This window comes from Paraburkholderia lacunae, from assembly GCF_003353175.1.
GTDB classification, from domain to species: domain Bacteria; phylum Pseudomonadota; class Gammaproteobacteria; order Burkholderiales; family Burkholderiaceae; genus Paraburkholderia; species Paraburkholderia lacunae.
Map to the genome: position 1 here is coordinate 229527 of NZ_QHKS01000012.1, position 12036 is coordinate 241562.

The following is a 12036-nucleotide window of genomic DNA, read 5'->3' on the forward strand; positions in this document are numbered from 1 at the left end:
CAGGACCGATAATCACGCGAACCCACGGATGAGGTTGGCGTGTCGTATGGCAATGAGCGTAGGCATCAGGGCGCGGGGTCGTCACCTCCGAACATTGGGAGGATGTTGTATCGGGGGCGCTCGCGGGACGTCGTGGCGGTCACGCGGCAGCAGATGACCGATAATGACGTCCAGACCAAACGATGATGGCCAACTACGGGTGTGACGTATGGCAGCGCGAAAACAGACGACAGAGAAAAAACCGTTGCTTCAGCCAGACAACAAGGGGCCGCGTACGACCAAGCGGGGAGATCAGGTGGCCGAGCTCATCAAAAGCTGGATTACCGATGGAAAGCTGCGCCCCGGCATGCGACTGAACAAGGAGGCTGAGCTTCAGGAAATGTTCAACGTCAGTCGAGGTTCCATGCGGGAGGCTCTCAAGGCCCTGGAGGTACAGGGACTTGTGCGTCTGAGTACCGGGCCGGACGGCGGAGCGACGATTACACGAGTACCGCTCGCCCGCGCATTCCAGTCGCTGCAGAACTACCTGTTTTTCGAGAGCATCAGCCTCGAGGATATTTATGCCGTGCGGCGCGTGCTGGAGCCGCTACTTGCGGCGGGAGCGGTGGAGCATCTGACGGACGCAGATCTGGAGGCGCTCGAGCGCAGTGTGGAGGTGTGCGAGCCATTTGCCGCGAGTCATGAACGTGCCCTCGATCAGCGGCAGGAGGACATCCGTTTTCATGACGTGCTGGCCGGGGCCAATCCGAACGCGTTCCTTCGGTGCACCTGTCAGATCATCAACCAGATGCTGCACACCCTCGTGATCGTCGCGGGCAACGTGACGCAAGACGATTACCAGGCGTTTGGTCGGCAGACCGTCGCTGCTCATCGCGCGATCCTGGAAGCGGCAAGGCGCCGCGACGCAGGGGAGGTCGAGAGGCTTATGGTGGCTCACATGGAAGAAGCGGAAATGCAGCTTCGCAAGGTGCATGCCGCCTTGCGGCAAAAGCTGGTACTGGATTCGGACCTTGGTCTGCACGCGGGCAGGAAGGGCGCTTCGTGATACGGCGTTCGGCTCAGCGGACAGCCGCCGGCCCGGATATCCGTGCGGCGTGTAGTGTCAGCGCGTTTTGCGGCCACTAATGGATGAGGAAAGCGAGCGCGCCAGCTCAGCTAGCGGAGCGCGTCCGAGTGCGAGTTCCAGGATGTGGCTTGCCCAGAGCACGAGTGCATCGGCGTGACGGCCGCCAACGATCTGTATTCCGATCGGTAGACCGTCTGAAGTGCTGCCCGCATAAACACTTGCTGCAGGAAGCCCGAGCTGGTTGCACCATGCGGTGAAGTGGGGAAACAGTTCCTTGCCGGCCGGGAGTTCCGCAAGCGGCATGGCCACGCAGGGATACACCGGGCAGATAACAAGGTCGTACCGTTCGAAGAATGCGTTGACGGTGGCGCCAAGTTCGCCTCTCTCGATGAGTGCGCCAAGCAACGTCTGGCGCGATATTGTCGCGCCTGCCTCAGAGTAGGCCTGTAACGACGGATCGAGCGCGTCGCCGCCGTCAGCAAGGCCTTCGGTGAGCTGGCGACAGCAGGCTGGCCAGATGGTGGCGTGGATCGCGTTACAGCGAGCGATACCCGGCGGATCTTCCGGCTGAACCCTGGCGCCAAGATCGCGGAAGGTGTCGACTGTACGCATGAGCGCGTCGTGGACGGCGGTTTCGGGCGTGACAGCGAGGCCCAGGGACGGACTGTACGCTATGCGGACACCGCCTGGTGTTGGCTTGCACTTAAGACCAAGTTCATAGTCGCTGGCGTCGAACGGCAAGGCGTACCAGTCGCGGCTGTCAGGGCGGCTAATGACGGTCAGGACGCGTGCGGCATCCCCCACGCAGCGTGTCATGGGGCCTACGTGGCTCAACAGCCCGAACGGCCCGCGTGGCGCATGCGGAACGCGTCCGAAGCTCGGCTTGAAACCAAACGTACCAGTGAACGCGGCTGGAATCCGGATCGATCCACCGCCGTCGGTGCCGATCGCCGCGGGCGCCATGCCAAGCGCGACCGCTGCGGCGGCTCCGCCGCTGCTGCCACCTGGGGTACGGTCCGTATCCCAGGGATTGCGTGTGACTCCGGTAAGTGGACTATCGGTGACGATCTTGTGGGCGAAATCAGGCAGGGTGGTCTTGGCGAAGCAGATGGCGCCAGACTCGCGAAGCCTCGCGACGCACGGGCTATCGTGGAGTGATGGCGTTTCGTCCGTCACGCGCGAGCCATATCGTGTAGCAAGTCCGGCGACAGCAACGTTGTCCTTGACGCTGACCGGGACGCCATCCAGCGGCCCAAGCGGGCGCTTGTGGTGCCACCGTGTCTCGGACGCACGGGCCATGTCGAGTGCATCCGCTGCTATCTGGCAGAAGGCATTCACGGCGGGATCGAGCTGTTCTACGCGCAGGAGCACGGCCTGCATGACCTCCACGGGGGAGGTGCTGCCCGTTTTATAAAGCGCATGAAGCTCCTGTGCTGTCAGATCGCAGATGTCATAGCCCATGTTGTCTCCAAATTAATCATCATAAATAGACCATAGATGTGAGGCTCGCTCATGTCAAATGATCTTGAATTAGTGAAAAATCAGGGTAAACGAGCGACTCGGTGATGTTGACATCCAAATTCTGTGGACGTAATTTTATGATCATAAATGATCAAGCGAGGCTGCTGCCAGTGACCGGTAGTGTCGGCTTGATACGTGACGCAAGTTTGAAGGGCGTCGTAGTTTGGCGGTACGAAGCAGTTCGCACGGCTTGTTGGTCAATCGAGGCTAATGCTGCGATCCGGCGAGGGCGTCAGTTATGGCGTCGTCCGCGGTCGGCCCGGAGACTCAGGAAATCTTAGTTTATTCCTGGGCCAGTTTCTCTGCGCTGGCGAGGAGGGCTCTCTTCTTTTCCTTGCTGAGCCTGCCGGCGATTGCCAGCAGGTTCGCCAACAGATCGTCGTCCTCGTAGAGGAAGCCGGTGGGGACAAGAAGTGCCCGCGCCAGACGCTGGCTGGTCTGCACGGCAGGTGTGTGTTTACCCTTTTCGTACTGGTTGACGCGAGTGCTGGCGGAGAATTCGTCGATACCCGCCTGGATGCCAAGCTGCTCTTGGGTCAAGCCCGAGCGCAGTCGCGCCTGTTTCAGGCGTCGAGGGAAGACGGCATCAGAAGTGGGTGTATCGCGCGACATCCGGCGAGTGTCCCGGATTCGCTCAGGAATTTTACTAAGTAATTCTTAGTTGGAAGACTAAACATTACTTGGTTTTGGAGCCTTGGAGGATGCTGATTGTCTCAGCGTCTCGGCATTCGCGAGGAGGATCTTCTTCTTTCCCCGCGTGAGCCGGGCCGCAGTTACGAGAAGAGTTGCGAGCAGATCGTCCTCCTCGTAGAGGAAAGACGTCGGGACATGCAGTGCTCTCGCCAGACGTTGTCCCATCATGAGATGGGGCAGGTGTTTGCCTCTTTCGTACTGGTTGATGCGAGCACTTGCGGAGAATTCGTCGATTCCCGCGTTAATGCCGAGCTGTTCCTGGGTCAGGCCCGAGCGTACCCGTGCCTCTTTCAGGCGTTTGGCAAAAATGGAGGATGTCGTGAGCTTACCCGGCATCCTTGGAGTTTCGGGGAATAGCTCGGCTTTTTTACTAAGATTTCCTTAGTCTATTTCCTAAGGAAATCTTGGCCGTGAGGAGTGGCTGCGCCGAAATGCGGCTCATTTGCCGATTGGTCGCGCGGGGCAAAAACTCCGTAGACATGAAGACCGGGACTTACTTATATGACCACGATTCTTAACATACTGGGTTACGTGAGCATTCTGATGCTGGTGGCGCTTGGGCTCGCGATCGTTTTCGGCATGATGGACATCGTGAACCTTGCACACGCCGAGTGGGTCACGATCGGCGCATACGCGTTAGCCGTCGCACAGGCAGTTGGTGGGAAGCAGGCTTTCTGGCTCGCCTTGCTGGCGGCGCCCGCTGTCGGGGCTGTCCTCGGATGGTGCCTCGAGCGTTTCATCATCCGGCTGCTCTATGACCGGCCACTGGACACGCTCCTCGCGACCTATGCGGCCAGCCTGATCCTGCAGAAGGCACTGGAACTCATCTTCGGCACCCAGCCGATGCTCGTGTACGCCCCGTTCAGCGGGGCGGTTCCGGTCCCGGGCGGAAGCTATCCGGCCTACCGGATCTTCGTGATCGGCGTCGCGCTGACCGTGACGGCAGGGTGCTGGCTGCTGTTCGCCCGTACGCGCTTTGGTACCCAGTTGCGTGCCGTGATCCAGCATCCGGCGATGGCCGAGGCCACTGGCATTGACACCCGGCGCCTGAATCGCATTGCCTTCTGTGGCGGTGCGGCGCTCGCCTCGCTCGCCGGCGTGCTCGTCGCGCCCATGGTGTCGGTGGAGTCGCATCTGGGCGTCTCCTATCTCGCCAAGGCGTTCTTCGTGATCGTGTTGGGCGGCATCGGATCAATCGCGGGCAGCATCCTGGGCAGCGCAGTCATCGGTACTGCCGAGACGTTACTGAGCTATCGCGTCGATCCCTCTCTCGCATCGGCGGTGGTGCTTGTCCTCTCCATTGTAGTGATCCGGTTCAGACCGCAAGGGCTGATTCCGGGATTCAGCGCTGCCCATCAGCTTCTTGGTAAAGGATAAAGCGTATGTCTGGAAGACATGCCGGCTGTCTGCGGCTCTGGTTCTCACAGCCCCTCATCGGCCCAAGGGATGTTCCACCGCTGCTGGGGTGGAGCCTCGCAGTGGTCGTCATGGTGGTCGTGCCTTTCTTCGCCGGCTCCTGGCTGCTGTCGACGGTGCGCGATGCACTGGTCATGGGGATCCTCGCGTTGAGCTATGACCTGCTCTGGGGGCGGGCCGGCGTGCTCACGCTCGGGCACACGACGTTCCTCGGTCTCGGTGCCTATGGATTCGCCATCACGACCGTCCAGTTCGGACAGGCATCCGTGACCGGGTTGGCGGCGGGTGTGTTCTGCGCTGTGGCTGTCGCCGCAGTGATTGGATACTTTCTGCTCTTTGCGGGGGTAAGGCTCCACTTCTTCGCCATCATCAGCCTGGCCGTGCTGATCGTCGCCCAGCAGCTCGCCGTCAGCTGGCAGTCGGTTACCGGGGGCGACACGGGCCTCCTGGGCATCCCGGGACTGTCATTTAGCGTGGGCAGGCACACGTTCGACATGAGCGGTCCTCGCGCCTCCTGGTACACGGTAGCCGTTGTACTGCTTGCCGCGACCGGCCTGATATGGCTCGTGTGCCGCGGCCGCTACGGCAAGGTGCTTGATGCGATCGCGACCAACGAGTGGCGCGCAAAGGCTTGCGGCTATCACACGTCGTTTCACCTGCTGCTCGTCTTCGTCGCCTCGGCGGCGATTGCCGCAATCGCTGGCGCGCTGATGGCGGCCTGCTCGGGGGTGGTGGCACCGGACGTGTTCTCGCCGCTCCTTGCGACCGAAGTCATCCTCTGGGTGGCCATCGGCGGCAGGGGAAGAATTGGTGGACCAGTCGTCGCCGCGGTCGTTCTCACGCTGTTCAGGCAGACCGTTTCCAGCTACAGCACGGACGGATGGCCCTTGATTCTCGGTGGCCTGTTTCTCGCCTGCGTGCTGTTCATGCCGAACGGCCTGCGCCTTGATGGATTCGTGGAGGCTGCGCGTCGGGCTGGTCGAGCGGTATGGGGCAGGCCGCCGGTTCACCGCGCGGGCCACGCACGGGAGGAACGGTAATGAACGGCCAGTTTCTGCAGGGCACCAACCTGTCGCGCGCGTACGGTGGAATCAACGCCGTGGCCGGTGTCGACATCACCATCGCGCCACACGACCTGCTGTGCGTGATTGGCCCGAACGGCGCGGGCAAGAGCACGCTCGTTGGCCTGCTCTCAGGCGCGATTGCCCCCGGTTCCGGCGAACTGTATCTCGACGGTGAGCGGATGACCGGCCGCCCGATGCACGCATTCTGCCGGCGCGGCGTGGTGCGCAAGTTTCAGGGGACCAACACCTTCCTCACGATGACGGTGCGCGACAACCTGATGGTGGCGGGCCTTGGCGTCGCGGCTTACCGGGCTTCGCCGATGCCTGATCCCGACGCGGTGCTGGAGGAGGTGGGTCTGGCCGCGCAGGCGGGCGAGCTCGCCTCGCATCTGCCGCATGGTGAGCGGCAGTGGCTCGAAATCGGCATGGCGATCATGTGCCAGCCCGCATTGCTGCTTCTCGACGAACCCGCAGCCGGTCTGTCCGCCAAGGACGCGCGGCGGCTGGTGCGCCTCGTCCACCGGCTACGGGAGCGGTGCGCGGTACTCGCCATCGAACACGACCTGGGCTTCGTGCAGTCGCTTGAGTGTGAGACGTGGGTGATGCATCGGGGGGAGGTGGTTCGACGGGGATCGTATGCGGAGATCGCGGATGACGAGGAGATCCGCCGCATCTATCTGGGGCGGGGGGCGCCACATGCTGCGCATTGAAAACCTGTGCGCCGGATACGGCGACGTGGATGTGGTTCACAACCTCACGCTGGACGTGCAGCCGAATGAGGTGGTCGGTGTGCTCGGCTGCAACGGTGCCGGCAAGACCACGCTGGTGAAGGCGGTCATGGGGCTGCTGCCGCGTGTGAGCGGGCAGGTCGCTTTCCTGGGGCAGCCGGTGACCGGCCTGCGTACGCATGAGATCGCGCGCCTGGGTATCGGTCTGGTGCCACAGGGACGCTGGATCTTTCCGAAACTGACCGTGCGCGAGAACCTGCTGATGGGTACGCAGGCCGCCGGTGGCGCCGACATTCTCGATGAGGTATTCGATTACTTCCCGGTGCTCAGGACGCGTCTGTCGCAGCAGGGCGGCACGCTCTCGGGCGGTGAGCAGCAGGTCCTCGCCATCGCACGCGCCCTGTGCGGTCGCCCGAAACTGCTCCTGCTCGACGAGCCCTCCGACGGCGTGCAGCCCAATCTGGTCGAGCGTATCGGCGAGGTGATTCCCGAGCTCTGCCGCCGCTCGAAGCTGGCCGTGCTCCTGGTCGAACAGAACCTCGATCTCGTCCTTCAGAGCGCACGCCGCTGCATCGTGCTCAGCAACGGGCGGCTCGTGCATGCCGGCGCCGTTGAGCCGCGACACAGCGGGAGGGGCGAACACCCGCTCGCGCGCTATCTTTCTCCGGCCGCCGATAGCGCGCCGGACTTCCGCCCTGAAAACATCCAGTGATCTCCAGTGAGAAAAAGCATGAACCGACGTGAATTTTCCCGAACCGTGCTGCTTGGTGCAGCTGCTTCCCTCGCCGCATCGGCCGTCTCTCCGTTCGCGCGCGCGGCGGAGCCGTTGAAGATCGGCCTGCTCGCTCCACTCAGCGGTCCGCTGACGAGAGTGGGACAGACCAACCGTAACTGCGCCGCGCTGGCGGTGGACGAGATCAATGCGGCGGGTGGGCTGCTGGGACGGCCACTGCAACTGAGCGTCGAGGACACGCAGATGTCGACGGCCGTTACGCTGGAGAGGGCGCGGCAGCTTTTCATACGTGACGACGTGGCAATGATCACGGGCATGGTGCTGCCATCAGAGCGCGAGGCGGCCCTTCAGGCGGCGAGGGCAGCGCGAAAGCTCATCGTCTATCCGAACTTCGACGAGGGGCGGTGCGACCCTCAACTGCTCACGACAGGCCTCGCCGCGAGCCAGCGCATCGAGCCGCTCATTGCATGGCTCATGCGTGACGGAGGGCGCTCCGTGTGCGCAGTCGTCTCGGACATCGGCAGCAACCGGAAGGTGCTGATCCCGCAGTTGCAGGCGGCGGTGGCGCGCCACGGCGGCAAGTTCCTCGACGTCTACTGGCTGCCCTTCGGCACGCGCGACTACGGGGCCGTCCTGCAACAGGTCGCCAGTGCCAACCCGCAGATCGTGTGGCACAGCATCGGGGACGACCCGGTGACGTTCGTGAAGCAGTACCGGTCGTTCGCCACGAAACCGCAACTGGCGACGGACATCGCACACGAATCCCTGTCGATTGCAACTACAGGTGCATCGACCGGAACGATCGGCGTGTCGTCGTACTTCATGAGCATCGACAACCCGGAAAACCAGGCGTTCCTCACGCGCTATATGGCCCGTTACGCCAATGCACGCGATCCTCGCCTCGGCCGCTATGCCGTCGTGCTCCCGCATGGCGAGAACACCTATGCGGGCATTCGTCTCTTCGCCGAAGCCGTCCGGTCGTCGGGAAGTGTCGACGCCGGGCGCGTGAGGGCCGCGTTGCCCGCCGTCTCCATTGCGCTGCCGCGTGGCAAAACCGGTGTGAGCCACGACGGAGGCCATGTGCTTTGCCAGACACGGATCGGCCAGGCACTCGCCGATAACAGCTTTTCGATCCTCGAATCCGCCGGCCCAGTGACGCCAGTCTGTGAAGGATAAACGTGTCCTCGTCACGCCTTGAAATAGTTTATACCAAGAAATAAGGACTACAAAATGAGTGAAATTGTCATGCTGAGTGCGAGTCAACTGGTTGCCGGCTTCTGGCAGCGCAGCCTCTCGCCTGTGGAGGTCATGTGTGCGGTACTGGACCGGGTCACGAAGCTCGATCCGGTGGTCAACGCCTTCTGCGGCCTCGACGAGGAAGGGGCGATGTCGGCCGCTGGCGAGGCCGAGCGTCGGTGGAGGCGGGCCGAGCCGTGTGGTCCGCTTGATGGCGTACCGGTATCGGTCAAGGATCTCGTCGCCGTAGCCGGTCTTCCGACACGGCAAGGCTCCTGGACCGCTTCGCCAGACAGCGAGAACGCCGATGCACCGGCCGTGGCGCGTCTGCGGCGCGCGGGCGCCATACCGTTTGGCAAGACCACCACTTCCGAGTTCGGCAACAAGATCGTCACCGACTGTCCGTTGACAGGCGTGACGCGCAATCCGTGGGATACGCGTCTCTCGCCTGGGGGCAGCAGCGGCGGGTCCGCGGTCGCGGTTGCGCTGGGGATGGGACCGCTGTCGCTTGCGACCGATGGGGGCGGGTCGATCCGGATTCCGGCCTGCTGGAGCGGCGTGGTCGGGTTCAAGCCTACGTTCGCGCTGGTGCCGGCGGGCAGTGCGGCGTCGTGGACTGCACTGTCCACGCTCGGCCCGATCACGCGAACCGTGCGCGATGCAGCGTTGATGCTGGATGCGATGACCTGCGGGAACAACGACGGGCCTCCGCGAGTAGGGAGTCCGTCTGGCTATTCCGCCGCGCTGGACGACGGCGTCGCGGGTTTGCGGATCGCCTGGTGCCCCGCTCCGGACAGTGTCTCGGTGGCGCCGGATATTGCGGAGTGCGTCCAGAGGGCCGCTGACACGTTCGAAGCGATCGGCGCGACGGTCATCCAGGCCGACATCGCGCCGATCGCGGACTACTACGGCAATGGCCGCATACATTCGGTCCAGTGGTCCGTGTTCTTCGCGCAGCGCGTGCGGCATATGGAGGTAGCCGACAGGACACTGCTTGATCCTGACCTGACGGCACTTTCGGATGCAGGGACACGGATAGACACCGCGACATTCGTCGATGCGCTGCTTGCCCGTCACGCACTCGGCGCATCGATGGAAACGTTTTTCGAGCGTTACGACCTGCTGCTCACGCCGACGTTTCATTGCGGACCTCCTCCGGTTCCCGGCTTGCCCGGTCATCTGCGCAATGCCCCGCTTCTGACAGCGTGGTGTAACCAGGCTGGCCTGCCCGCGATATCCGTGCCGTGCGGACTCGCGAGGGACCTGCCTACCGGTCTGCAGATTGTCGGTCGTCGGGGCAGCGATGCCCTGGTGCTGCGGGCAGCGCGTGCGTACGAACTGGCGAGAGGAGATTTCCCGGCACCGGGACCGGAATTGCAGCTCCCGGGCGACACGGAGATCGCGCCATGAACGTCCAGATCGCGCGGATCGTGGTCCATCTCGTTGAACGATGCGCGGAACTCGGCACGCCGGTGACCCCACCGCACCGTCAGGTAGTGGTCGCTGTGGTGCTGAAGACGACCGACCAGGATGTTGCCTGCGAGCTTGAGGCGCTATATGCGACGGGCGCTGATCTCGGCCAGATGCTCACCGGACGGGCGCTGCTTGCGCTCGGTTGTGCGGGGAAAGATATCCAGGGTTACGGGAAGGCGGCGCTCGTGGGCACAAGCGTGCCGCTCGAATGGGGAGCGGCGCTGCTTCATCCACGACTTGGCAAGGCGGTGCGCGACTGCCTGCCCGGCGCGTCCTCGATCATGCCATCCGTCACGAAGCGCGGCCCCCCTGGTGCCTGCATCGACATTCCCCTGCACAGCGTCGCGGACATGTGGAGCTTCGACCACTTCGACACGGTGTCGCTCTGCGTACCTGACTCGCCGGCGGCGGACGAACTACTGATTGCCATTGCGCTGGCCGAGCGCGGCAGGCCGTTCGCGCGTGTCAGGCCGGGGTGACGTGCGGCGAAAAACCGTGCCGTCGGGCAGGCGCACATCAAACGAACAGACGAACACTCACAAGCGATGAAGGAGAAAAACATGTGCAGGGATGTGCGGGGAAGATGGAGCAAGGGTCTGGCAGCGCTGTCGTTGTGCGTCACAGTGGGCGCGGCGCACGCGCAGTCGTCAGTGTCTCTCTACGGGCTGGCCGATGCATTTGCCGGGGTAGTGCGTACACCCGGCGCGGCGGGCAACACCTGGCAGATGGGCTCGGGAGGGCTCTCGACATCGTACTGGGGCATGTCGGGCGCCGAGGATCTGGACGGTGGCATGAAGGCGATCTTCACGCTCGAAAGCTTTTACCGGATCAACGGTGGACGGTCAGGAGCGTACGACGGCCAGTCATTCTTTGGGCGCAGGGCGTTCGTCGGCTTGAGCGGGCAGTTTGGTCAACTGACGCTGGGGCGTAATGATTCACTGCTGTTCGTCTCCACACTGCTGTTCAACCCGTTCGGCAACTCGTTCGTCTTCTCGCCCATGGTGGTCCACACGTTTCTGGGATCCGCGATGGGCGTTGCGTCGGTGCAAAGCGATACGGCGGTCGACGACTCGATCGTCTACCAGACTCCGGAGGTTGGAGGTCTGACAGGAAGTGTGTTGTACAGCAATGCGGGTATTGCAGGCCACGCCGGGCAGGCGAACTACAGTGCTAACGTGCTCTACTTCGCGGGGCCGTTCTCTGCGACGGCCGCAGTCCAGAGCCTTCACACCGCGTCGCTTTTCCTGAATGGCGCCACGGAACAGACGGCGTGGCTCGCCGGCGCGGCGTATCGTCTGCAGGCAGTGAAGCTCTATCTCCAGTACGAACGGGTCACCAACAACAATGACCTTACCGACGATACCGTTCAGGTGGGGGCGAGCGCCCAGGTCGGCACGGGCAGCATACTGGTGTCCTGGGCGGGAACGCTCCGGCGGCCTGCCCAGGGCACGGATATCCGCTGGTCGACTGTGGTGCTCGGTTACGATTACCCGCTCTCGAAACGCACGGACGTCTACGCCGCGTGGCGGTATGACACGATGACCAGTGTGTCGTCAGGCAACAGCGTGGGTGCGGGCATCAGGATGAAGTTCTAGCCGACCCTGTACAGCATGCCTCGAAGCCCCAGCTTGCCGCAAGGTCGTATGCCGGTGACAACAACTGGCGCTCGTCGCATCGAAATCCCCCATAACGCGACGGATAAAGCTGCGGTTTCCAGCGACGCGCGTCGCACCGCGTCGCTGGCGATTTGCGCTGAGGTGCGATTGAATTGCCTCGGGCGAGCGCGCTCCAACGGCTTGCGGGCCCGCTACGCCTGCATGCCAGTAGAAGATGTATCCCGGGTTCCGGGCCGATGGCTCAGTCGCTTGCTGATGGAACAATGGCTCATGCGTCGTTGTCCTCATTGTTGCTTCTTGGCACGCACCCGATCAGGCCGAACATGGCCTGAAATTCGTACCCGCAGTCTTCGCACAAATATTCCTGGTAGATGGTGTACGTGCCTACAGCACAAGCTCCCATCGTCACGGTCAGCGAGTCGCATGCCGGGCAGCGCACGACGCCAGCCTCAACGGCACGCTTTCGCCATTCATCGGAAGACAGCACGAC

At 63.0% G+C, this 12036-nt stretch carries 13 protein-coding genes; 9 read left to right on the plus strand and 4 right to left on the minus strand.

Going from position 1 to position 12036, the window contains the following annotated elements; translation table 11 throughout:
• Window positions 1-208: 208 nt before the first annotated feature.
• A complete protein-coding gene (locus tag DLM46_RS20270) occupies window positions 209-1045 on the plus strand; it encodes a FadR/GntR family transcriptional regulator (protein ID WP_115103066.1) in 837 nt (278 codons plus the stop codon).
• Window positions 1046-1102: 57 nt separating this feature from the next.
• On the opposite strand, the gene DLM46_RS20275 is transcribed toward DLM46_RS20270, so the two are convergent.
• The 3 genes from DLM46_RS20275 to DLM46_RS20285 form a co-directional block, all read right to left on the minus strand.
• Entirely contained in the window at window positions 1103-2527 is a 1425-nt protein-coding gene (locus DLM46_RS20275) for an amidase family protein (RefSeq protein WP_115103068.1), read from the minus strand.
• A gap of 342 nt (window positions 2528-2869) precedes the next feature.
• Window positions 2870-3199: a helix-turn-helix domain-containing protein gene (locus DLM46_RS20280; RefSeq protein ID WP_115103071.1), complete on the minus strand. Its 330-nt coding sequence runs from the start codon at window positions 3197-3199 to the stop codon at window positions 2870-2872.
• Window positions 3200-3256: 57 nt separating this feature from the next.
• Window positions 3257-3616 carry a helix-turn-helix transcriptional regulator gene (locus tag DLM46_RS20285; protein ID WP_115103073.1) on the minus strand — a complete coding sequence of 120 codons (360 nt, stop codon included), beginning with the start codon at window positions 3614-3616 and terminating at the stop codon, window positions 3257-3259.
• 165 nt (window positions 3617-3781) lie between these two features.
• Between DLM46_RS20285 and urtB the strand changes: the two genes are divergently transcribed.
• The 8 genes from urtB to DLM46_RS20325 all read left to right on the plus strand — a co-directional run bounded on the left by urtB (window position 3782) and on the right by DLM46_RS20325 (window position 11525).
• Window positions 3782-4657, plus strand: coding sequence for an urea ABC transporter permease subunit UrtB (gene urtB, locus DLM46_RS20290; protein WP_115103075.1), 876 nt, complete (start codon window positions 3782-3784; stop codon window positions 4655-4657).
• 5 nt (window positions 4658-4662) lie between these two features.
• The gene (locus DLM46_RS20295) at window positions 4663-5736 is read left to right on the plus strand and encodes a branched-chain amino acid ABC transporter permease (RefSeq protein WP_115103078.1); all 1074 of its coding nucleotides are present in this window, start codon (window positions 4663-4665) and stop codon (window positions 5734-5736) included.
• Window positions 5736-6470 carry an ABC transporter ATP-binding protein gene (locus DLM46_RS20300; RefSeq protein WP_115103080.1) on the plus strand — a complete coding sequence of 245 codons (735 nt, stop codon included), beginning with the start codon at window positions 5736-5738 and terminating at the stop codon, window positions 6468-6470. Before DLM46_RS20295 ends, DLM46_RS20300 begins: the two co-directional genes overlap by 1 nt.
• Window positions 6457-7200, plus strand: a complete 744-nt coding sequence (locus tag DLM46_RS20305) for an ABC transporter ATP-binding protein (RefSeq protein ID WP_115103082.1) — start codon at window positions 6457-6459, stop codon at window positions 7198-7200. The genes DLM46_RS20300 and DLM46_RS20305 overlap by 14 nt, the downstream gene beginning before the upstream one ends.
• Window positions 7201-7218: 18 nt before the next feature.
• On the plus strand, window positions 7219-8397 hold the full coding sequence (locus DLM46_RS20310; protein WP_115103084.1) for an ABC transporter substrate-binding protein: 1179 nt from the start codon (window positions 7219-7221) through the stop codon (window positions 8395-8397).
• 54 nt (window positions 8398-8451) lie between these two features.
• Window positions 8452-9867 (plus strand): amidase family protein, encoded by a 1416-nt coding sequence (locus DLM46_RS20315; RefSeq protein ID WP_115103087.1) that lies wholly within the window; start codon window positions 8452-8454, stop codon window positions 9865-9867.
• The gene (locus DLM46_RS20320; RefSeq protein ID WP_115103090.1) at window positions 9864-10409 is read left to right on the plus strand and encodes an amino acid synthesis family protein; all 546 of its coding nucleotides are present in this window, start codon (window positions 9864-9866) and stop codon (window positions 10407-10409) included. The genes DLM46_RS20315 and DLM46_RS20320 overlap by 4 nt, the downstream gene beginning before the upstream one ends.
• 81 nt (window positions 10410-10490) lie before the next feature.
• A complete protein-coding gene (locus DLM46_RS20325) occupies window positions 10491-11525 on the plus strand; it encodes a porin (RefSeq protein ID WP_115103180.1) in 1035 nt (344 codons plus the stop codon).
• A 289-nt stretch (window positions 11526-11814) separates the two neighbouring features.
• On the opposite strand, the gene DLM46_RS39100 is transcribed toward DLM46_RS20325, so the two are convergent.
• Window positions 11815-12033 (minus strand): hypothetical protein, encoded by a 219-nt coding sequence (locus tag DLM46_RS39100; RefSeq protein WP_133300361.1) that lies wholly within the window; start codon window positions 12031-12033, stop codon window positions 11815-11817.
• Between the last annotated feature and the right edge of the window lie 3 nt (window positions 12034-12036).